Genomic DNA, 23,187 nt, shown 5'->3' with positions numbered 1-23,187 from the left:
GTTCCGGGCCGCTATAACTCACTCAGGCTCTTCAAATGCCGCTTCCTGCGTCTTGCTTCGGAATTCGGTCGGATTCTCGCCTGAATATTTCATAAATACTTTCGTGAAATATCTTCGTTCCGCATACCCGACCTCCTTGGCGATCTGGGCGACGCTCTTCTGCGTGCGCGCCAGCATCGACTTCGCCCTCTCCATCCGCTGCCTCGTCACGTATTCGATGAACGTTTCCCCGAATGTTTGTTTAAACAGCAGACTGAAATAAGAGGAACTAAGGCCAACATGCGCCGCCGTCTCGTCCACGCTGAGGTCGCGGTATAGGTTGCGATCGAGAAACGACTTCGCCTCCGCCATGGAACGCTCCGACTGCTTCTTCTTATCCATCGACATCTCCGACACCGTATTCATCACCTGACGAATAACGGATAATAAATCCTTGATCCCGAAGCGGCGGTCGAGCCGGCGCCACAGCGCATCCTCCTGCTCCTTCGAGAAGATGCCCCATTCCTTCATTTCGCGCATGAGATGCAGGACAAAGAAATGAAGCAGCGGTTCCACCCGTCCGAGAGAGGATTCATTCATCTGCCGCAGCCGCTTGGAGATATTCGACAGCAGGGTGTCTACCATAGCGGAGTCGCCGCGCTTCACCGCGCCGATCATGCTCTCCGCCATATCCCAGATAGCTTGGTCGACATGCGAGGTATTTGGGTTAGAGGAAGGATAGAATGCAATGACATCATGGTCAGGCGTTAGCTGAATCCCCTGCTGCACCTGCTTGTAGGCTTTCGATAAGCCTTCTACCGATGCGAATTCACAGTAGATTCCTGCCGATAACGACAGCTTCGCATGACTGTTAACGGCTGCAAGCAGCATATCGGCCCATTGCTGAAATTCATTCCGGTCAAATGCCTCAGATTGTTCCTTTTCAATAAGAACACACCATTCCCCGTCACGGATTTGGATGACCGCATGATGCAGGCCATTCTGCTGCAGTTTCTCGCGAAGCACGTTACAGACGGCAAAATTCCAGAGCTTCCGCTCCTTATCCGGCCAATCGCGCCAATCCCTCGTCCTCTCGGAGCTGACATCGAGATCAAGAACGATAAGTACGAACTGCTTCTGCTTCAGCTGCTGTTCGTCTCCGGTCAGCAGCCAATTGTCTCCTGTTACGACCGTGTAGTCCATCATAATGTCGTATAATATCTTCTCGCTCGCCAGATCGATAATCCGGTCAAGCTTCAGCTTCTCTTCCAGCATCTGCTTCTGCTTATTCCGCTGATAGGCCATGATACGGGCAATCACCCCTGTCAGCTCATCGTAGGGAATCGGCTTCAATACGTAATCGTTCACTCCATATTGAATCGCCGCCCGCGTATAGGCGAAATCCTGGTAGCCCGTAAGCATAATAATGTCACACGTTGCCCCTCTGTCGCGAAGATGGCGAACGAGCTCCAATCCGTCCATCACCGGCATGCGAATATCGCATAGAAGCAGATCATAATGGGTTTGTTCCATCAGTTCTAGCGCTTCTGCGCCGTTTTTGGCTGTACCTGTAACCGTCAGTCCAAGCATTTCCCAGGGAATAACCTTTTCCAGATTTCGCGTAATATGCGCTTCATCGTCGACCAGAAGCACGTTGCCGGTCATCTCAGATCACCTCTGCTCTTTGGAATGACGCAGCGAATCGTTGTGCCGCTGCCCTCTTCACTGCAAACCCATAGACCGTAAGCGGGACCGTAATGGATGCGCAGCCTATCGGCTACATTGCGAAGCCCAAGTCCCCTGCGCTCGCCCCGCTCCGCTTCATTCGGCTGCTTGCCCGGGGCATGCCAGCCGAAGGCAAGCTTACGAAGCGTCTCCGCATTCATTCCAATCCCGTTATCGCTTACCATAATCACAATATGATGCCGCGTGGTGGATACATCAATCGAAATGACACCTTCTCCGTCCGCATAACCCTCGAAACCGTGCTGAATGCTGTTCTCTACAAGCGGTTGCAGCGTAAGCTTCAAAATCGTATAGTCAAGAGCCTCCTCCTGCACATTCAGCTCATAAGAGAATAACTCCTCGAAGCGGTATTTCTGAATATCCAAGTAGCTCCGGACATGCTCGATTTCCTGACTGAGCCTAATCTCTTCCGAATGATGCATGCTCGCGCGAAGCAGATTGCTGAGCCTCCGGACCATCAGCATAATTTTGCCGCCTTCGTTCTGTGCGGCAAGGGCATTGATCGATTCCAGTGTGTTGAACAGGAAATGCGGCTTAATCTGTGCCTGCATAAGCATCATTTCCGCATGCTGCTTGCGCTCCTGCTCTCTCCGCACTTCGCTTAACAGATTGCCGATGCGCTCAACCATGCTGTTAAAGCTGTTTGCAAGCAGCACCGTTTCGTCCTTGCCATTCGCGCTTACCCGTATGTCCAGAAGCCCTTGCTCGACAAGCCTCATTTTGCGGACGACCTTAATGATCGATTTGGCCACCCGGTTCACGAAGAAAACATTAAAAAGTACGGCTGACAGGAGCCCCAATACGGTTATCATCCCGATCCATTGAACGAACCGGACATTCTCGTTAGTCAGCGAATTCCAGGATTTCACCGAAACCAGCACCCACCCGTTGCGGTCAAGCTGGTACGCGGAGACGAGACTGTCAACGCTTCCGAACTTCTCGCGCGAGCTGGCGTAGCTCACGGTGTTGTGCGGCAGCGCGTCCGTATACCCAGTAATGCTCTCCCCCTCGATCTCCTTGCGGCTGTCCAACAGGATAAGGCCGGATTTGTTGACAATGACGTAACGCGTCTCTTCGCCGTCCGACTCCGGATTTTGAAATTCCTTCAGCATGCCGTATACCTCTTCGGTTTTGTACTGCGTGACCATAACGCCCAAATCATTGAAGGTCGCAATATCCTTGACGAGCCGGATTTGCGTGAAGAGAGGCGGTTCTACGCCCGACAGTTCCCGCTGCTCGTACGGGCCGATCCAGAGCGGCCGCCCCCCTAGCCGCAATATATCCTTGTAGGCGGAGTGCTGTTGAAGCAGATCGAACGAGATCGGCTTGAAGGTGGTCGGATCGTTGCGGAAAGTGCGGAACATGGTGCCGTCCTTGGCATACAGCACGACAAAGCTGACGGCCGGATGCTGGAAAAGGATACGGTTCATTTCCTTTTCCGCTTGGTTGATTTTGATAAGGGCGCTGGCGTCACCGGCGGTATTCGTACTGTACTTCAGCGTGTCCTGCACCTCCGGACTGGTCAGATTCCCATCTGACAGCTGGTCCAGCTCGCGGAAGAAATAGCGGATGTTACCGCCCACGGCCTTGAGCGAAATTTCGGTTTGCCCGCTATATTTTTTCTCCAGCAGCGTCTCCGAATGAAGGAAGGAGACAATCCCCAGTCCGATCATCGGTATAATAATGAGGAGAATAAAGGCAAGCATCAGCTTCGGTCTGAGGTTCAAAGACGGGGGGCTCCTCTCGCATCATTTATGTCACGTTCACGAAGCTATTCTATCAGCGCTATTCCGGCAGTCCCGTTATCCTTTAACGCTGCCTGCCGTCATGCCCTCAATAATTTGACGCTGGAGGAACACATAGACAGCCAGCACGGGAATAATGCTCATAATGACCGCAGCGGACAGCGAGGCGAAGTTGGTGCGATAACCGTCGTTAAAGGTCGCCATGCCGGTGGGCAGCGTTTTGAGAGACTCCGATGTTATGAAAAGCTGCGATAAAATATATTCATTCCAGTTTCCGATAAAATTCAAAATAAACACCGTTACAATCGCCGGAAGCGAGATCGGCACAATGATCCGGAAGAACAGCCCGGAAGCTCCGAGCCCGTCGATTATGCCCGCTTCCTCCAGCTCGTTCGGGATGGATAACATAAAAGCATAGATGATAAATACCGTAATCGGCAATGCATATGTGCAGTATACCAAAATTAACGACAAATGCGTATTATAAAGCGGCTGTCCGAACAGCTCTATGCCTTGAATCAACCGGTATAAGGGAATAAACAGCGCCCCGGGAGGAACGATTAGCCCCAGCAAAATAAATAGATAGACCGCTTTGTTCGTTCTCGTATATTTCATCCGGGAAATCGCAAACGAGGTCATAGCCGCGAACAGCAAGGTCAGCACGCAGGCCGCCAACGTGACATAAGCGCTGTTCAGCGCATATTTGCCGATATTCGCCGATTCCCAAGCTGCCGCATAATTCTCGAAGCTGAAGCGTGTCGGCAGTCCCCAAGTATTCGCCGTAATCTCGCGGTTCGATTTGAACGAGGACATGAACAGCCAGACAAGCGGGAACAGCACGGCCGCGACATATCCGAGCAATAAAATATGCATCCACCATTGTCCATTACGCAATCGGGCCATCAATACTGCACCTCCTCGCGTCTCGTCATAAGCTGCAGCATGCCGGTCAGCACTAAAATCAGAATAAACATCGCGACGCCGATCGCGCTGCCGTAGCCAAGCTCCATTGAACGAAAGCCAACCTTCAGCATATAGGTCGACATCACTTCCGTTGATTGAAACGGTCCGCCGTTCGTCATAATTTGGACGATATCCAGTACCTTCATCGTTCCCGAAACGGTAAGCAGAAGCATAACGAACAAGATCGGCCTGACCAGCGGCAGCGTAATGGTCCAGGTTTCCTGCCAGCCGTTGACGCCGTCGATTTTCGCGGCTTCCACGATTTCCTTCGGAATGTTCAGTATAGCGGCCAAGCATAAGACGATGAAGAAACCGATATTTTGCCACGCATTGGCGATCAGGATCGACAGCATCGCAAGCTTCGGATCAGACAGCCATTCGCGCGCCCAATCGTCCGGCGCAACGAGGCGGATAAACTGGTTGATCATGCCCGAGTCGTAGTTATACAGCACCCCGAACAAAATCGCGACCGTTGCCGTCGAGATGACGACCGGAACAAAGACGGCCGATTTGTAAAAGTCGCGCATGCGTCCCACTTTGCTGATGATAATCGATAGAAGGAACACGAGCGGAATATTTACGACCAAGGAAAACGCCATAAAATAAAAATTGTTCGCCAAAGCCTTGCGGAATACTTCATCGTTCCAAAGCCGCGCAAAGTTGTCTAAGCCCGTAAACACTTTATCCGTAATGCCGTCCCACTTAAAAAAACCGTAATAAAACGATACGATAACCGGATATACGAAAAATACCGCATACAACGCGAGCGTCGGAACGATGAACGCGATATAGGTGAATGGATTTTTAAGCGCTTTGTTCATGGCTTCCCCCTCCATTTATTTAAAAAAGAGGGCGCCCTTCAGGAAGGAAGGACACCCTCTCGCCCATCGGAGTCGATTTGAAAAGCTGGCTCTTATTGAGCGGAGTTGGCTGCCTCCTGCGCGGCTTGAATTTTGGCCGCAACCTTCTCCGGCGTACTCACTTTGCCGATCAGCTCCTGGATGCCGACGCCGATCTCAGCCGTTACCGCCGGCTGCGTAATCGAGTCGAAGGCCGGCCATGAGCTCGAAGCGTTAGCCATCACGGTAAGCACCTCGGAAATAAGCGGGTCTACACCCGACAAATCGGAAAGCTTCATGGATGGAAGCAGCTTATCTTCAATCAACGTCCGTTTTTGAATGTCTTCATTAAAGAAGTTGGCGATAAATTTTTTCACGGCGGCAATTTGATCCTCGCTCAGGTTAGCCGAGAAGCCGAAGCCGTTCGAGTATGAGGCGTTGATCGACGTTTGATCACCTGCGCCGCCTGCGATGGACGGAAATGCGAAGTAGCCGATTTGCCCCTTCAAGTCGCCGGCTTCGTCGCTTGTGAACCGGTTCGCGTCCCATGAGCCTGTGAATACCATTGCGGCTTTGCCGGACAGCAGCTGCGCTCCTTGATCCGCGTAGGCAAGCCCGAGCGCGCCCTTGGTGAAATAGTCTTTCAGGGCGAGCTCGCTGTAAGCCGTGAAGCCTTTAATAAAGTTCTCGTCCGTCCATTTCGCTTCGCCGGTTACGACCTTGTTCATCGCGTCCATACCGGTATGCCGCTCCATGATCGAGTTCCACAGCATCCCGTTTACCCAGGCATCCTTGGCGGCAAGGCCAAACGGCGTATAGCCGGCTGCTTTCATTTTCCCGGATATATCCAGCAGCTGCTCCCAAGTCGTCGGGATCTCCAGACCCAACTCGCTGAATATCTTTTTATTGTAAAAAATCGCTTCGCTGTAGCCGCCGAACGGCAAGCCGTATACTTTGCCGTCGATCGTAAACTCGGACAAGCTCGCGAATTTGTCTTTAATGCCAAGCTCATCGAGGATCAGCGTCAGATCAAGCATTCGCTCCGCTTTGACATACAGCTTCAGGTCGGCGCCGCCGAATACTTCGAAAATGTCCGGAGGATTGCCGGCAGCCATTTCCGCCTTCAGCTTCTGGTCGCGGTTAACGATTTCGTCGATGCCCTCAAGCTTGAACGTTAAGCCTTCGTTCTCCTGCTCCGTCTTCGCAACGACGTCTTCTAATATTTTCAAACGGGTTTTGCTTGTTTCTTTGATTTGCGTATGGCGGAGGGATAGCGTTACCTCTTTGGCCTCTTCGACGGGCGTTGTCGTTTCAGCCGGTTTTTCCGTGCCCTCGGAGCCGGAGTTATTCGGCTGTTCAACATTGTTCGATCCGCAAGCGGATACAACGAGCAGAATGGATACCATTAAGGCGGCAATCAGGGTAAAGCTTCTTTTCATTGTACAGACCTCCTCGTTTATAGTGTTGCTTGTTTGTCTCGCACCTTTATTATAGGCAGCCCTATCCGTCATGCAGGAGGTCGAAAATACGATAAGTAAGGGATACAATTCTCTTATTTTCGCGGGGAGGGATAAAATTACAGCCCGCCGGGCAACTTTTCCCGGCAGGCTGCTATGATCATGATAAGCTAACGTCGCATATCATCCGTTATTTCTTTAATAACCTCGTAGAACCGCTGCCATTCCCGGTTCGCGCCGTCTGACCGGCTGCGGCCGTCTTCATCTGCGGGTTCCTCTTGAAGGTTTGCGGCCTCGCTTGCCGGCCGCCATTTCAGCTGCTTCGCGTGCAGGCTATCTTCCGGCATTTATATCCCTCATCCCTTTAACCAGCTCTTGCGCAGGGCAAACAGCTCTCTCAAATCATCCGTGGACATCTCGGTAATCCATTGCTCGGATTGGCCGACGACCTGTTCGTTCAAGGATTGCTTCCTCTCGATCATTTCGTCAATCTTCTCCTCAAGCGTACCGAGCGTAACGAACTTATGCACTTGAACCTTCTTCGTCTGGCCGATCCGGAACGCGCGGTCCGTCGCTTGATTCTCCACGGCGGGATTCCACCACCGGTCGAAATGAAACACATGGTTCGCGGCAGTCAAATTCAGCCCCGTTCCACCGGCCTTCAAGGATAACACGAATGCGCAGCACGGCTCCTCCGCATCCTGGAATTTGCCGATCATCTCATCGCGTTTCGCCTTCGGCACTCCGCCGTGCAAATACGGCACCGTCATGCCGGTCCTCTCCTCCAGCAGCTGCTGAAGTTGGCGCCCCATGTCTACGTATTGCGTGAAAATCAAGCACCGTTCGCCCTCAGCCGCGATCTCCTCGCACATCTCAAGAAGCCTCGCCACTTTATTGGAGCGTTCGACCTCCCACAATGCAGGGCGGTCCTCGCCCGCAAGTAAGGACGGATGGTCGCACAGCTGCTTCAGTCTCGTTAACGCGGCAAGAATCAGCCCTCTTCTCTGCATCGGGCCCAGCTTATCTAGATTTTCAAGCAGATCGGATACAAAGTTCTCGTACATGGCGCCCTGCTCTGCCGTTAACGAAACATAGGTTTTGGATTCGTTTTTGTCCGGCAGCGAGAGCTGGATCGAAGGATCCTTCTTCACCCTCCGCAGCATGAACGGCTTGATCCACCGCTGCAGACCCGCGATTATGCTCTCGTCGCGCGTCTTCTCAATCGGCGTAACGATCGCCTGCCGGAATTCATTCATATTGCCGAGATAACCCGGATTTATAAAATCATAAATCGACCACAGCTCGGTCAGCCGGTTCTCCATCGGCGTGCCCGTCAGCGCAACCCGGTGATACGAGGCCAGCCGGCGAATCGCCATCGATTGCTTCGTATAGACGTTTTTGATGTTCTGCGCTTCGTCCAGGCACAGCGCATCCCATTCGACTAAGCCAAGCTCCTCTTCGTCCAGCTGGGCTAATGAGTAGGAGGTGATGACTAAATCCGCACCCTGCACCGTTTCCCGGAACGCTTCTCCTTTATCCCGCCTGTTCCCGTAGTGCAGCATAATGCGGAGCGAAGGAGCGAAGCGCTCCAGCTCCTTCTCCCAGTTGCCGATAACGGACGTCGGACAAATTAATAGCGACGGGCCGTTCATTTGCAGCTTATGCTCCTTTATATAGACGAGATAAGCCATGAATTGAATGGTTTTGCCAAGCCCCATATCATCGGCCAATACGCCGCCAAGGCCAAACCTCCGCAGAAATAACAGCCACGATACGCCTTGATGCTGGTAGGGGCGAAGCTCGCCGAGAAAAGTATCCGGAACGTCGGCTAACGGAATTTGCGATGATTGCTGCAGCTGCGCAAGCCAATTGGTCAGATGCTCATTCAGCTCGATCTCCGCCTGCAGATCCGATTCCGGCTCGCCTCCGTCTTCAAGCGGCATGCCTCCTCGCAGATGCATCTCCAGCACGTCGCGGAAGGATAGTCCCTTGCGCTTGCCCATACGCTTCAGCCACTGTTTGATTTGCGTAACGTCCTGCGGATCCAGATGGACCCATTCGCCGCCGATATTAAACAACCTTCGATTCTGCTCCGCAAGATGAAGGAATTCCGCCTCGGTCAAATTCACGTCGCCGAGCGCCAGCTTCCAATCGAACTGCACGATTTGATCCAATCCGAACATCGGCTGCGCTGCCGAGCCGACGGACGATTTCATCTTTGCCCGGAGACGCAGCTTGCGTGAACGGACCGCTTCCCACCAAGCAGGCAGCAATACCGGACAGCCGGCTTCGAGGAGCTGCACGCTCGCAAATTCGAGAAATTGCCATGCCTCATGATCCGACAACAACTCCTTGATATTCCCTTCTTCATTGGCGTCGCTCCACTCCGGCAGCGCGGTTACCCATTTCTGCTGCTCCTTCGCCAGCTTCGTTTCCAGAAGCGGCTGCCAATCTACCGGGATTTCAAGCGGTGAATCGGAATCCTTCTCCCAGCCCTTTATCCAAGGCAGGCGCCGGATCGGAAACCAGGGGCCTCCTTCGCGGTCCTGCAGGGCAGGCCGAAGCCGCCATCCGGCCGTTTCATTAGGCTCAACGAGCTGAAGCGCCACGCGGAACGGCAGCGTATCCTTGCGAAGTCCGATCGCGATCAGCCAATCCTCCTCGTCGGACGACTTTCGTCTCACGACCGCCTCCCCGGATGCCGCCTCTACTGCCCGCCATGCTTGAGCTGCCGATACGTTTTCTTCAATCATTTGTTCAACGGCGCTGCTCAGCCACCGTTCAACCCCTTTGTCGCCATGCCGCACCGCCTCCTGAACCGTCTCCGACCAGAGCCGGTTCGGCAGCTCTTCCTGCTCGGGAATGGCCATTTTCCAGCTGCGTCTCGCTTCCGACCACCGTGTCCAATCGGGCGTAAACCAGCCGTTTAACAAGGCTGTTCGAATATGCTCCGCGAGCCGCATCAGCGTCTGCATCCGCTCGGTCCAATCCAGCTGCAGCAGCCTGACAGGCTTAGGCGATGATAAATAATCAACCGCAAGCAGCGGCGGCACCTTCAGCAGCTTGCGGTCGCCCGCGCTGATCTCCTCGATTTCAGCGCCGTACCAGGATGCTTTGTGCCAGGCAAACAGGACCGATCTCAGTCTTCCGTCCGCCGCCGCGTCCTTCCGTTCGACCGTGCCGAGCATAACGGACGAGACGCCGTCATCCTCATTCCAAAAACCGTCTATTACAAGCTTGCGAGCGCCAATATATGTCCTCATGTTACGATTTTCCCTTTCCACAGCTCCTCCTGAAACGCCCGGAGACGCTGATGCTTACGGACAAGCCCGTCAATATAGCGGTCCCATCTTGCCGCATTCTTATCCGCTTTATATAACCGTTCCAGCTTTTTCAGCTGCTTGACGGCCATCCGGTAGCCTTGGCGATTGCGCGTCTGGATACAAGCTTCAACCGATTGGTGGTAGAGCGGCATTAACGCTCCGGGAGCAAGCTTTGCAATCTCGCGCAGCGCATGGGCGCCGACCTCCTCCGGACGAGAGCCTACGAGCATTTGCAAATCCGCCCATTCCTCGTAACGCTTCCGGTCCAGCCAGTGATCGGACAGCTCCGAATAGGAATGCGGCAGCAATTGCGTCATATAGTCCGTCCAGACCGGCAGATCCGGGCGGTCTTGGTCGGCTCTCCGGCACAAGGTTAAGAACGGGCCTACCGTCCGTCCGTTTCTTACCTTATAAACATGCTCGAACAGAAAACTCATCCATCGTTCAACGAGCTCCCATTTTCCTTCCTCCATACGCTGAGCCGCGCACGGATATATAACGCGCTGGGACCGGTCAAAGCTCGTCAGGGCAAAGTGGCGAATCGCCAGTTCATCCCGCGAATCGAAATAAAACATCATGCCGATTGCCGTATGGACAAACGAAGTATTCTCTGCATCCCCATCCCCATTCTCGGCAAACCGAAGCATCGAGCTTAACTCGCGCTCGTACCAGCCCCGATTCTCCGACAGTTTCTCGCATAAGGCCAAATACATAAATCCCCACTCGAAGAGCTGCTGCTCCATGCTGGACGCCCGCTTCTTGACTGTGGCAACGAGCGTGTCCGCCCAAGCCTCCTCGCCGGCATCCATCTCCTTGGGGGCAAGCTCGGAAATAAGCGTATATAGATGCTCCACCCATGGCTCAGCCATGCGGATAAAAGACATTTCATGGTAATACCGGCTGAACGAGTCGACCGTTGTAATGGCGCGCTCCGCCTGCTCCAGGACGAATAAAATGGCCGTTCCCCAATGCAGACGCTGACGCGGCTTCTCCCAGTCCTTCGATAAGCCCTTTAAGGACGACAATACGGGCTGAAGCGCGTGCAGGGAATGGCGGCACTTGCGCCAAGTCTCGCCATGCGTCGCTTCCATCCATTCCAGCCAATCCGCCGCGCTGCCCTGCTCGCCAGGATCAAGAGCGATCTCCGCTACAGGGGGCTGAACCGCATGCGTCTTCAGTAAAGTGCTGGCGGATGTAAGGCCGAGCAGACGGAAGTACGCTTTCTCCGCCTGTACATGACCGCCCTCCTGCTCGTTGCAGTATTGAAAATAGACAGCCGCCATATGCTTGCAAAATCCTTGGTGGGGACAGGTGCAGGAGCTGTAGCGGAAATGCCCCGCATCGAGGATCACCGCATACAGGTCGGATCCTTGCACGACACCGTAAAGATTATCATGCCCTCCCGCATTGGCGCTGTTTACTTGACCGTCAATATAGTACTGCCAGCCGCGTTTCAAAATCACGGTCATGGCTTGATCCTTCAGCTGCTGTTCGAATGCCGCATGTAGTTTTTCGCTGAGACGCATTTCAGACATTCACCCGCTTCCTTTCCGTTCATCTGCATTCCTTCTATTATATCAAAAAAAACGCCGGGACGACGAATGGAATTCGTTTGTCCGGCGCATTTCGGTTTATAACGGAATGATTAGAATAAAGGTCAGTTTGCCGGTCGGCTCCGCCGTGACATAAACGCTGCCTTTGTACTGCTCCGCGATCGATTTCACAATCGACAGGCCCAAGCCTTGATGATCCTGCTGCTTGGTGGAGTAACCCGCGTCGAAAATCGGCTTCGTCACCGTCTCCTCCGCTTGCTCGCATGTATTGCTTATCGTGAATTCAAGCTCCTCATCCGTCTGCTTGCCGACAAGCGTCACATGGCGCCGGTCCTCCGAATATTTAAGCACCTCGTCGAAGGCATTATCGATCAGATTGCCGAGCATCCGGTTGACATCAAGCGTCTTCACGCCCATCTCCTGCATATTGAGACCTGTGAACGAACAGCTGAACTGGATCTTATAGCTCTCCGCCTGCGAAATCTTCGACCGGATAAGCGCGGCGATCGCCGGATTGCCGATATTGATAATATCGTTCATTAACCGGATGTCGCCCGTCAGCTCCTTCGTGTATGCGACAAGCTCTTTGGACTTATCGAGCTCCGCAAGCGAATGGATCGTCTGCACGTGATTCAAGAAATCATGCCGCTGCGCGCGAATCGACTGAAACAGCTGGTTGATCTCTTCCACATACGTTTCCTGTGTGACCCTGACGGCCTTATCGCGGGACTGCCTGTAATATCTCATCGCGACCAAGGCGATTATTAAGCTGAATCCGGTTAAAATGATAATAATAAATCCCAAATTCAAAAACTGCGCATCCAGTTTTTCCTGGATGATATGATAATCCGAAGTTAGCGACAGCACGTAGCTGTTCATCGGGATACCGTCCCGGTCGGTAATATTAATGCCTCTTTCATCCGAAAACACGGGAATGAACATTTTGAAAATTTCTCTGCCGCCGATGTTCTCCTTGTGCGTTACCATTTCTTTCGTTAAATAAGCTTTCCGAACCAGCTCGGTATCTTTCTCCGACTTCATCGTATACGAGCCGTAAAAAATCGGCGCCTGCACCTTATGTCCCTGCACATCGCCATTCGGGTGAATCGTATTTTCACCATCGGGAAATGTCTCCGGATTAATAAAGGCGATTTCGAGCAGCGAGTCGCTGCTTTGCAGCGAGTTTTCGATCATCCGGTGCACGCCGGTCGCGTTCTCGTATTCCTCCTGCCGGTCATAGCCGACATAGGGGTCAACAATATAATTCGTCGCGCCGTCGTAATAGTAGCCCCACTTATTTATTTTGTCCACGTCCGTTGACGAGACCTCGAAGGGGCCGCTCCAGAAATTCGGCAGCGTCTGCCCAAGCCAATCAACCGAGGCGTTTTTCTCGTCAAACAATTGGTTAAATACCTGGTACCAAGGCTTCCATGTTTTCGTGCTTTTGCCAAGCTGCGATTCATCGGAAGATTTGTACAGGATAATATCGTCCGGAAGCCTCTTCAGAAGCGTGATATGGCTTATGCCAAGCTTCTTGCTAAGCTCGGCCAGCTGCTCGTTCGTCACCTTCTCGACATCGGAATCCAGCGCATATTGCGCCGCAATGGAAGCCGTCCGAAGCTCTCTTCCGATCTGATCCTGAAATAATTCGGCGCCTTGCCGGGATTGCTCGAGCGATACCTCCAGCCGTTTGGCGTGGGCAAGCAGCTCTTCGTTGAAGGAGTCCTCCAGTGTCTTTTTCGTCAGAAAATAGTAGACTGTATTGTTTAGTAGAATTGAAACGACGATAACACTGATCGCCATAAGCCATATATTGCGCTGCATCCCTTCATCTTGCCCTTCTCTCTAATATAGCATTCATTATGAAACATTCTATTTAAAACAACAATATAAATAGCGCTAACAAATGATAACATTTTGAAAATGATTGTCGAAAACCAGGAGTCATGCGGGTTCAATCAACCCGTTAATTTCTTCGTCAACAACCGGACGGCCCATTTACGCTCCTGACGCCGTTTATAACGCGGCAGCATCCGATAGATTCGCAGACCTTCCTCGACGGCCCGCTTCGCGTTCTCCGATTGTCCGAGCCGCTTATAGATCGATGCCAGCCGGTCGTAAGCCTCGCACGAGGAGGATTGAATATCCTGGAAAGCGCGGATATACGATAGCGCGAGTTCCGTGCGGCCGCTTGCATAATGCGCGGCTAAGCGCAAATAGGGAGCGCCGTATTTGACGCGCGGGTTGAGCTCAAGCGCCCGGTTCGTGCAGGCGGCTCCGCGTTCCTCATCGCCCGTAAACAAATAACAGGCCCCCAAATCATCCCAGAACTCCGCCGAATCCTCGAGCGTTTGCTGAAGCGGCTCCAGCCATGTCAAGGCCTCGCGGTAGCTTTTCTTTTCGATCAGAAGCCGGGCAAGCTCATGCTTCGCGGACATATCATTAGGCGATAGGTCGATATGCCGCTTTAATTTCCTTATTCTCGATAACCTCTTTATCGGTTTGAAAAGGCTGGGCGTTAACCCGATGAAACGGCGGTCCAATCCATATAGAAGCAGAAGAATGATAATAATCGCGATAAACGGGTTGCCGAATATCCATGTCAGCAGGACGAATAGCAGACTAAATTTTAACATATGATCCTCCCATAAGTTTTCTTGCTCGAATGGTTTTTTAATTATTCAACTTGTTTAACGCATCCATTTCAACTGTATCAATCATACCATAAACCTAACAAATGTTAACGAAATCCGAATTATTTAAGGGAGTCGCCGGTCGCATATTAAATGGAAAAATTACTCATACTACATGCGATAAATGGCTTTATTGTGAAAACTAGGAGGAAACCAGCAAGATGACAACAAATGACACGAACGATCAGACATTGACCGACCGGCAAGGCCATCCTATCACGGACAACCAAAGTATTCGCACGATTGGCAACCGCGGTCCCTCTACGCTCGAGAACTACCATTTTATTGAAAAAATATCCCACTTCGACCGCGAACGGGTTCCAGAGCGCGTCGTACACGGGAGAGGCGCAGGCGCGCACGGTTATTTCGAAGCCTACGGCAAGCTTGGAAACGAGCCGATCTCGAAGTATACGAGAGCCAAGCTCTTTCAGGAAGCCGGCAAACAGACGCCCGTGTTCGTTCGTTTCTCCAGCGTCATTCATGGCGGCCATTCGCCGGAGACGCTCCGCGACCCGCGCGGCTTTGCGACGAAGTTTTATACGGAGGACGGCAACTGGGATTTGGTGGGCAACAACCTGAAAATTTTCTTTATCCGCGACGCGATGAAATTTCCGGACATGGTGCACGCCTTTAAGCCCGATCCCGTTACCAACGTGCAAAGTTCGGAACGTTTTTTCGACTTCGTGTCCCAATCTCCCGAAACTACGCACATGATCACATTTCTATTCTCCCCTTGGGGAATACCCGCTAACTATAGGCAAATGCAAGGCTCCGGCGTCAATACATACAAATGGGTAAACGCTGAAGGGAAAGCGGTTCTTGTCAAATACCATTGGGAGCCGCTTCAAGGCATTCGCAATTTGACCCAGAAGGAAGCCGAGCAGATCCAAGGCAAGAACTTTAACCATGCGACGCAGGATTTGTACGAGGCGATTGAGCGCGGCGATTATCCCGCTTGGGAGCTTCAAGTGCAGTGGATGAGCGACGATGCGCATGACGAGCTCGATTTCGACCCGCTTGACGATACGAAGCTTTGGGATTCCGGGCAATTTCCGATGCTGCCCGTCGGCAAAATGGTGTTGAACAAAAATCCGGAAAACTACTTCGCCGAGGTCGAGCAAGCGGCATTCGGCACCGGCGTCCTGGTGGACGGTCTTGATTTCTCCGACGATAAAATGCTGCAGGGACGCACGTTCTCCTACTCGGATACGCAGCGCTACCGGGTCGGCAGCAACTACCTGCAATTGCCGATCAACGCGCCGAAGAAACGGGTCGCCACGAATCAGCGGGACGGCCAAATGGCCTTTTATGTCGATATCGCGCCGGGACAAAACCCTCATGTCAACTACGAGCCTTCCACGATGGGCGGATTGAAGGAGGCTGACCGTCCGGGAGCGCCGCATGAACCGGAATATTCGGCCAAGCTTACCCGCCAGCCGATCGACCGTCAGAACAATTTCAAGCAGGCCGGCGAGACGTACCGCAAATTCGAGCAATGGGAACGAGATGAACTGATTTCGAACCTGGTTGACGCGCTCAGCACCTGCAGTTCGGTCATTCGCGAGACGATGGTGAAGCATTTTACCGAGGCCGACCCCGATTACGGCAAGCGCGTGGCCGACGGCTTGAAGCAGGCCGATGCAAACAGCGGCCACGTCGGCACCACCCCGGCAAACGAAGGCATGGAGATCGCCGAGGAACTGGGCCACAAGACGGACGGCTATTAAGAAACAAATGCCGGCAGCGGCAGCGGATACATAAATTGCATCGCAGTTGCTTTCCACGCCATGACCGAAGAGCACGATCCTGCAAGCTGATCTATTAGGCTAACATCCCTAAGGTACAAATACCCAAGCATGCTCAAACCGGGAAGCATATTCTACATTGTACTCAAGACGAAGGAGGTGCTTGTAGACAATGTCCGGACTTGTAGGCGGTGCTTTTACTAGTACAGGTGTGATTCTTGTATTGTTTATTCTGTTGGTGATTATCGCTTGTAGCTGCGGTATTTTCGGCGGCGGTTATGGCGGTTATGGAAACAACGTTGGCGGCTTAGGAACAGGTAAAGGCTATTAATTGCAGCTAGCGACGTAACCTCCGTACGTCGACACCTAAAAATAACTTTGAGAAGAAAGCCCATTCTGTGGGCTTTCTTTTGCTTTATGGAACATAACGATTTGGATTTTTATTGTCTCTTTCGAGCTTCAATATTCATCGCACCGCGCGGTCAGCTTCTCGCTAATGAATAGTTGTTGAGCGATATCCCGGGTTGTCTTATCCTGTACCAACAACTCGAATACCTCGGGTTCACGATGTGTCGATAAAAACTTGCTCTTATGGTCGCTACTCTTCAATGTTTGTCGCCGATCCGCTTTTCTCCGCACAAAATAAGACAGCATATCTCTATGCTGCCCGATGGGCTTGCTATGTTAGATTTGTAATTCCCCAAGCTTTATCAGCTCTACAACCGCTTGCGAACGACCTTTTACGTTCAGCTTTTGCATGACATTGGAAATATGGTTGCGGACAGTCTTCTCGCTGATGAATAGTTGTTGAGCGATATCCCGGGTTGTCTTATCCTGTACCAACAGCTCGAATACCTCGCGTTCACGATGCGTCAATAAAAACTTGCTCTTATGGTCGCTACCCTTCAATGTTTGTCACCCCTCCTTGCGCGGGTTTTTATGGTTTAACAAGGTTAAGGGATACAGTCAAATTATAGTATGAAGGGGCGGAGGGGATGGTGCTGTATATGGGGAAAATGGGCTCCTTTCCCGGTTTATATTTTCGCGTGGATGATTAACCGGTGCGTAGGGTCTACGATCGGGTCGCAAGTAATCAAGGTCAGCAATTTGTCTCTGTTGTTATAATTAAGCACGGATACGTCCGTCGGCTCGACGATCGAAATTTTATACACCGTGTACGTGAACGTCTCGTCCTTTGTCTTGATGACGATTTTATCTCCGACCTCCATCTCGCCGAGCCGGTTGAACAATCTCCCCTTCGATCGCATCCGATGGCCCGCGATAGCCGCGTTGCCTACTTGGCCGATCGCTGTCGTTTCCTTTAAATGCGCTGCGGCGGATTTCATGTTTTTCTGCGTCGCGCCCTCGAGGACAGGCAGCTTGAGCTTGATGGAATCAATCGTAATGGTTGCGATCGGACTTGGCTTCCGCACGGCAGGCTTCGCTGCCGGGGTTTGGACAGGTGTCTGGGCGGGAGCCTCCGATGGAGTTCCGCTGGGAGTTCCGCTGGGAGTTATAGTCGGCGCAGTGGCGGCTTCGTCCATCGACTCCTCTTGAAATAACTGCGTTAGCTGCTCATATTGCCGCCGCGCTTGCTGCTGGGCTTCCTCGTCAAAGCTGGACTCCTCCCATTCCGCGAGCAGCTGCTTCTGCTGCCTGTTCTCGTACCATTCGTTCGCTTTCGGATAGAGCAGAATTAAGATGCCGGCGACGACCAGCGTATAGGACCCTATTTTCCTCAAAAAATCACCTCGCCTCAACAAAAATAATTGCCTCCGCGTGAATCACCCCGCCGCTCGGGCTGCAAAAACCCATCTTTTGCTTCCATAGAAGTTTATGCCTGCCGTAACCGCCGTCACAAGCAGCTTGGACGATACGCTTCCGAAGCTCAGCCACTCCGTTAGAGCCGCGAGCAGGAGCAGCGACTGGCCGAGGACGATAAGATTCCATATAATAAATCGCACGCCCGTCTTCCAATTCAAGCTGCCGGAAGTGCGGCTGCCGTCCGTCTTGCGGAATGTAAACCGGCTGTTCAGCAGCAGGCTGTTCAGCATTCCCGCCGCGTACGCGGTCGCTTGAGCCAGCAAATAATAGACGCCAAGCCACGTCAGCAGGGCAAACAGCAGGAAATCAATCGCGGTATTCAGAAGCCCGACCAGATTAAATTGAATAAATTGCGCCGCAAGCCGCTTCCGGCTTTCATTTGACATATTTATCAACCCGAGCGGAATTCTCGTCAGCCGCTTCGCGCTCTCCTTCCGACTCCGGATAACCGAGCTTATCGCGGACGATGTACAGCGGACGGTTCTTCGATTCTTCGTAGATGCGCCCGATATATTCGCCTATTAAGCCAAGAAGGATAAGAATAATGCCGTTGAACAGCAGATTAACCGCCACGATCGATGCCCAGCCGGCAACGGTGCTGCCGGTGAACAGCTTCTGGAAGATGACGATCAGCAAATACAAGAAGCTGGTTATCGACAACGCGAACCCGATATAGGTGGCAATCTTGAGCGGCTTGTAAGAGAAGGAGGTAATGCCGTCCAGCGCAAAGGCAATCATTCTTTTGATCGGATATTTGCTTTCGCCGGCGAACCGCTCCTCGCGTTCATATTCGACCATCGTCTGCCGAAAGCCGACCCAGCTGACCAGTCCCCGGACGAACCTGTTTTTTTCCTTCAGGCCTCTCAGCACGTCGCACACCTTGCGGTCAATCAAGCGAAAGTCGCCCGTATCGACGGGAATATCGACATTCGTCAAGGTCCGAAGCGTGCGGTAGAACAGCTTAGCGGACAGTTTTTTGAAAACCGTCTCCCCGTTGCGCTTCAGCCTCTTCCCGTATACGACTTCATAACCTTCCTTCCATTTTGCGATCATCTTCAAGATCACCTCGGGAGGATCCTGCAGATCGGCGTCAATGACGATGATCGCCGCTCCCTGCGCATAATCCATGCCTGCCGAAATCGCGATCTGATGGCCAAAGTTTCGGGAGAAATCAATGAGGCGGACATTCGGGTCGAACTCGCAGATCATCGCCATCTTGCCGGCGGTGCGGTCGCGGCTTCCGTCATTGACGAACAGAAGTTCGTATGGTTCCTCCGTGCTGTCCATCACCTGCTTCAACCGGTCATACGTAAATTCGATAACCTCTTCCTCGTTAAACATAGGGATGATAATACTGTACTTCACAGCCGACAGCTTCATGCCCGCATCCTCCCCTTTATTTTTAGAATAACCAGCTCGGGAACCAGCGCAGCAGATGCTCCACGTACCAGCTTGGAACCGTCATGCCGGACAATGCCGGATAGAACAGGATGAACAGCAGGACGGCCGCTGCTACAGTCACGTAACGGACAGGTCTCAAGCTCGCGCTTTTTTCTTCCAGCACCTTGAATATATACACCAGACTTAAGATAATGAAAGGCACCATTGCAAAATAGTGATACAGGAAGGTAAGCCTCGTGACGAGCATCCAAGGCACATACTGCGCTAGGAAAGCGATCCATATCGTATACACCGCCTTATCTGCTCGTTTGATGCTGAGCCATATCGTCGCCAGCATAGCGAATATGCCCGCCCACCAAATGACCGGATTGCCCATTGCGACGATCGTTGATTTGAACCCCGCCGGCATATGGTCGCCTGAGTAATACCATACCGGTCGCTTCATGAACGGCCACTCCCACCAGGAGGAGGAGAACGGATGCGTCGAGACCAGATTGCTGTGATAGCTGAACATATGCTTCTGATAATCGATTAAGCTCTTTAACGTATAGCCGTCTTTCATGGCGGTCAGCACCGGAATGTAAGACAGCGCATAAATGATAAGCGGAATTACGATATAGAAGACGACACATACCGCTAGTGTAATGACGGTATATCGCGGAAACGCGCTGACAATATGCTCCAGCGTACCCTTCATATAAGCCCTTGCCTGCGTTCCTCCGCTATGTAATACCCGCTTCGCTGCGGCATACTCCTTGTACCGGTCAAATAACGAGATGCCCAGCATGACTGCCAGGCCTGCGCCGCCGTAAAGGACGATCCACTTGGAAGCGACGCCGATTCCGAAGAACAAGCCTGCCCAGAACAACGGAAGCAGCGTAGCGCCAAGCTTAACCTTATAGAAGCTCAGGGAGCTGTATTTGTGCATGAAATAAAACATCAGCATAATGAAAAATACGCCGTACACGTCGATCGTTGATATTCGCGTCTGCGTGAAATGCATAAAATCCGCAGCGAAGAGAACAGCGGCTAAGCCGCCGTAGAGACTGCTGTTAAACAATCTTCTCCCGAACAGGTACATAAGCGGCAGCATCGCAATCCCTACCAGCGTGCCCGCAACCCGCCAGCCGAACGGATTCAGGCCGAACAGCTTAATTCCGAGCGCAATGATGATTTTGCCGAGCGGCGGATGCGTATTCTCGTATGCGGTAATATGCTCCAAATGCTCGTATGCGGTGCGTGCGTGATAGATTTCATCAAAATAGGAGCCGTTCATATAAGTAGCTTCATATTGCGCCAGCTGCTGCTCATCGAATAGCAGCCGTACGCTTCCTCTTCCGGCATCCTTCGCCAGCTCGTCATTGATATCGACGATGGGAAGCGGCGTTTTGTTGCCCTGACCGTAAATCGCCAGCTCGTGCATGGAAAAGCCGGATTGTACGGCCGTAAGCTTGATATACCGCGCCTGAAGAGCGGCGGGCTGGCTGTTCCAGGCAAATACGGCAACATGGCTGCTGTCGATCTCCATCACGTTGTCCCAGTCTGTGCCGTTCAAGCTGAACTCATATTTGTATTTGCCGGTACCGACGCCGCCGAAGCTATTGATCTTATCAAGCTGCTTCGTTTCGCCGAGGTCGACGACAAAGCTTTGCGAGGCCGATGCGGGCTGCCATACGGTCCCGGGTCCTCTCATATCGCCCAAATGATAGAGAGCGACGATCGCGTAGACGAGAGTAACCGCGCCTATCCACAGCCAATCCTGCTTCTTTAGACGTCTGCTGAGCCCGCCGTCTTGGCTTATTCTCGAAGCATGCACCGCTTCATATGGCATCAGCACGGCGCTGTCAGACTGCGCCCTTTCTTTCTCCCCCACCTGCTCAACCCTTATCTCTCTACCCTTTATGTATCTATCATATCCAATATATAACAAGTATAGAAGCAGCCCGATATTAGCGAGAGAGCACAGAAGCACAATCCCGTCAAACGGCACGTTCGTGCTCACTTTACTGTAATCCAGCACATAGGCAATATTGATGAAGCTGGTGACGCTGAAGCCGAAGTAAACCGTAAGCATTCTGCGGTCAAGCGATTGGATAAACGCCAACATGCCGAGCAGCATGACAGGGAACAAGTAGCGCTCATGCATTTTCGTGACCCCGACGAACACGACCGAAATTAACACCATCGCAATCAAATAAGATCGATTGGGCGTCTCGCCGTCACGCTTCTTCAATGCGAAAAATACGGCGATAGCGACAGCCGCCAATACGAAGAGGCTTGCCCACGTTTGGAACGTAAATAATAGCCAGGTATCCGTAATCGGCTTCCAATTCGCGTTGCTCAGCGCATAGATATTGAATGCGTTTAACGTCGCATAAGGATAGGAGGACAGCGTTCCGCTGTACAGCCGGTACAGCGCGGATAAGCCGCCGTTTCCCCAGAAGAACGGCAGAGCCAGCACAATGAAGGTCCCGAAGCCGTAAAATGCGCTGACCGGTATTTGCTTCCATGCCCGGCGATAAATGAACCAGAGCAGCAGCACGGGCATAAAAATAAACGCCTGTGGCTTAATTAATGCCGCCAGCGCAAACCATACGGATGCCCTGCCGATTCTGCTCTCCGCAATGGAATGGACGGCCAGCACAAGCGCCAGCGAGAAGATCGAATCGACCTGTCCCCATGCTGCCGAATCCGCGATGACCGCCGGATTGAACAAATACAGCAGCGTTAGCCCAAGCGAGAAGAGATAGCTCGTTTTCCTGCGGGCCAGCCGGTAGATCAAGGCTGCCGCGGCCAAGTCGGCCAACATGGCAGGCATTTTAAATAAGAGCACCGTCCCTTCGGACGATGGATCAAGCGCGAGAAACTCTTTTAAGATGCCTAATAGGTATAAGATATAAATATACCCCGGCGGGTAATCGACGAACATGCCCGAATGGTAGAAGCCGGACAACCCCTGCGCTGCCGCATGATCCGCCCAGGCCATGAACAAGGCGATATCGTTGGCATAGCCGGTTCCGGATACCGCAATAGCAACCCTAAGCGCAAACGCGCCGATGAAAGCAAACGCCAGCCAAACCGGCTGCCTGCTCCGCTTCGCCTCCGCAAGGCTTCCGCCCCTCAGCAGCTTATGATAAACGGCCGTAAAAAAAAGGCTGAACACGCCCGCCAGCAATAGCATCGTCATCACGGTGCTGCCTGAGACCGCCGGCTCGGACGCGTCGCTTGCGGCAGTCGCGGACAAGCTGAACACCTCGGCCCCCGCCGGAGCCTTCGATACCTTCTCTAGGCTCACGTCATCGAAATAGGCTTTCCCCGAGTTGATGCTTCCGTATCCGCCAAGGCTGGCGCCGAACGTCAGGCTTTTCTGCTCGCTGCCGGTTTTCGCGTAGAAGTGGACATATTCCCACTTCCCGTTCGTATCCTGCGCCTGGGGATAGGTAACGGCAATCCCGTCTACGAAGAAATGCGCGCCTGCGGCGCCTTGCGCCACTCCCTCCGTCTTTACGTATCCCGCAAACTTATACATCGTCTTCGGCTTGACGATGACGGTTTGCGTCCAGCGCGAGTGGTTCGCTTCCTTATTATCAAGTACGGCCGAGTAGGTTCCCGTATGCGCCTCGCTATTGCTCACGGAATAGGCCGTAATATGTTCTTCCATCAAGTACGCGTCCCGTCCCCAATGGTCCGGAGCGCCGTTCGTTACCGTTTCGAAACCGGGATTTTTCAGCAGATTGGTTGCCGCTTCGCCGGAAGCGGCCGGCAGCAGCAGGGCGAGGAGAAGGATAGCTGCAGCAATTCGAAGATAAACATTCATTGTTCCGGATCCCACCTCAGCTCGGCATTTATTCAAGCCTTTACAGTAAAATACAATTTCACTCTAAAGGAAAATGCCGGCAGGGTCAATGAATTTAACAAA

Annotated in this window: 18 protein-coding genes; 2 read left to right on the top strand and 16 right to left on the bottom strand. The window is 52.6% G+C overall.

What is annotated here, in order from left to right:
* Nucleotides 1-18 precede the first annotated feature (18 nt).
* The 10 genes from H581_RS0110675 to H581_RS0110630 form a co-directional block, all read right to left on the bottom strand.
* Nucleotides 19-1,644 (bottom strand): response regulator, encoded by a 1,626-nt coding sequence (locus tag H581_RS0110675; protein WP_028609974.1) that lies wholly within the window; start codon nucleotides 1,642-1,644, stop codon nucleotides 19-21.
* Complete coding sequence (locus H581_RS0110670) at nucleotides 1,641-3,452, bottom strand: cache domain-containing sensor histidine kinase (protein WP_028609973.1); 1,812 nt, start codon at nucleotides 3,450-3,452, stop codon at nucleotides 1,641-1,643. Before H581_RS0110670 ends, H581_RS0110675 begins: the two co-directional genes overlap by 4 nt.
* A 75-nt stretch (nucleotides 3,453-3,527) precedes the next feature.
* Nucleotides 3,528-4,373 carry a carbohydrate ABC transporter permease gene (locus H581_RS0110665; RefSeq protein WP_028609972.1) on the bottom strand — a complete coding sequence of 282 codons (846 nt, stop codon included), beginning with the start codon at nucleotides 4,371-4,373 and terminating at the stop codon, nucleotides 3,528-3,530.
* Nucleotides 4,373-5,254 carry a carbohydrate ABC transporter permease gene (locus H581_RS0110660; protein WP_028609971.1) on the bottom strand — a complete coding sequence of 294 codons (882 nt, stop codon included), beginning with the start codon at nucleotides 5,252-5,254 and terminating at the stop codon, nucleotides 4,373-4,375. Before H581_RS0110660 ends, H581_RS0110665 begins: the two co-directional genes overlap by 1 nt.
* 92 nt (nucleotides 5,255-5,346) lie before the next feature.
* Nucleotides 5,347-6,711 carry an extracellular solute-binding protein gene (locus H581_RS0110655; RefSeq protein ID WP_028609970.1) on the bottom strand — a complete coding sequence of 455 codons (1,365 nt, stop codon included), beginning with the start codon at nucleotides 6,709-6,711 and terminating at the stop codon, nucleotides 5,347-5,349.
* 188 nt (nucleotides 6,712-6,899) lie between these two features.
* On the bottom strand, nucleotides 6,900-7,076 hold the full coding sequence (locus tag H581_RS37845) for a hypothetical protein (protein ID WP_156889555.1): 177 nt from the start codon (nucleotides 7,074-7,076) through the stop codon (nucleotides 6,900-6,902).
* A 9-nt stretch (nucleotides 7,077-7,085) separates the two neighbouring features.
* Complete coding sequence (locus tag H581_RS0110645; protein ID WP_028609969.1) at nucleotides 7,086-9,992, bottom strand: DEAD/DEAH box helicase; 2,907 nt, start codon at nucleotides 9,990-9,992, stop codon at nucleotides 7,086-7,088.
* Nucleotides 9,989-11,587 (bottom strand): hypothetical protein, encoded by a 1,599-nt coding sequence (locus tag H581_RS0110640; RefSeq protein ID WP_028609968.1) that lies wholly within the window; start codon nucleotides 11,585-11,587, stop codon nucleotides 9,989-9,991. The genes H581_RS0110645 and H581_RS0110640 overlap by 4 nt, the downstream gene beginning before the upstream one ends.
* Before the next feature lie 96 nt (nucleotides 11,588-11,683).
* Nucleotides 11,684-13,429, bottom strand: a complete 1,746-nt coding sequence (locus H581_RS0110635; RefSeq protein ID WP_028609967.1) for an ATP-binding protein — start codon at nucleotides 13,427-13,429, stop codon at nucleotides 11,684-11,686.
* A gap of 134 nt (nucleotides 13,430-13,563) precedes the next feature.
* Complete coding sequence (locus H581_RS0110630; RefSeq protein WP_028609966.1) at nucleotides 13,564-14,241, bottom strand: tetratricopeptide repeat protein; 678 nt, start codon at nucleotides 14,239-14,241, stop codon at nucleotides 13,564-13,566.
* Between the two features lie 218 nt (nucleotides 14,242-14,459).
* Here H581_RS0110630 and H581_RS0110625 point away from each other — a divergent pair, with 218 nt between their 5' ends.
* Nucleotides 14,460-16,025: a catalase gene (locus tag H581_RS0110625; RefSeq protein ID WP_028609965.1), complete on the top strand. Its 1,566-nt coding sequence runs from the start codon at nucleotides 14,460-14,462 to the stop codon at nucleotides 16,023-16,025.
* A 190-nt stretch (nucleotides 16,026-16,215) separates the two neighbouring features.
* On the top strand, nucleotides 16,216-16,374 hold the full coding sequence (locus tag H581_RS38350) for a hypothetical protein (RefSeq protein WP_169507492.1): 159 nt from the start codon (nucleotides 16,216-16,218) through the stop codon (nucleotides 16,372-16,374).
* 128 nt (nucleotides 16,375-16,502) lie between these two features.
* Here H581_RS38350 and H581_RS37085 read toward each other — a convergent pair whose 3' ends face one another.
* From H581_RS37085 to H581_RS0110595, 6 genes are all read right to left on the bottom strand, one after another.
* On the bottom strand, nucleotides 16,503-16,652 hold the full coding sequence (locus H581_RS37085) for a LuxR C-terminal-related transcriptional regulator (protein ID WP_169507491.1): 150 nt from the start codon (nucleotides 16,650-16,652) through the stop codon (nucleotides 16,503-16,505).
* A gap of 75 nt (nucleotides 16,653-16,727) precedes the next feature.
* A complete protein-coding gene (locus H581_RS0110615; protein WP_006040330.1) occupies nucleotides 16,728-16,952 on the bottom strand; it encodes a helix-turn-helix domain-containing protein in 225 nt (74 codons plus the stop codon).
* Between the two features lie 125 nt (nucleotides 16,953-17,077).
* Nucleotides 17,078-17,785 carry a sortase gene (locus H581_RS0110610; protein WP_028609964.1) on the bottom strand — a complete coding sequence of 236 codons (708 nt, stop codon included), beginning with the start codon at nucleotides 17,783-17,785 and terminating at the stop codon, nucleotides 17,078-17,080.
* Between the two features lie 42 nt (nucleotides 17,786-17,827).
* Nucleotides 17,828-18,253, bottom strand: coding sequence for a GtrA family protein (locus H581_RS0110605; protein ID WP_028609963.1), 426 nt, complete (start codon nucleotides 18,251-18,253; stop codon nucleotides 17,828-17,830).
* Nucleotides 18,243-19,247 carry a glycosyltransferase family 2 protein gene (locus tag H581_RS33695; protein ID WP_036718462.1) on the bottom strand — a complete coding sequence of 335 codons (1,005 nt, stop codon included), beginning with the start codon at nucleotides 19,245-19,247 and terminating at the stop codon, nucleotides 18,243-18,245. The genes H581_RS0110605 and H581_RS33695 overlap by 11 nt, the downstream gene beginning before the upstream one ends.
* A gap of 22 nt (nucleotides 19,248-19,269) precedes the next feature.
* Complete coding sequence (locus H581_RS0110595; RefSeq protein ID WP_028609962.1) at nucleotides 19,270-23,085, bottom strand: glycosyltransferase family 39 protein; 3,816 nt, start codon at nucleotides 23,083-23,085, stop codon at nucleotides 19,270-19,272.
* Nucleotides 23,086-23,187: the final 102 nt, after the last annotated feature.

Source organism: Paenibacillus harenae DSM 16969, assembly GCF_000422465.1.
In the GTDB taxonomy this organism is placed as follows: domain Bacteria; phylum Bacillota; class Bacilli; order Paenibacillales; family Paenibacillaceae; genus Pristimantibacillus; species Pristimantibacillus harenae.
This window is presented reverse-complemented; position numbering and strand designations above follow the sequence as displayed.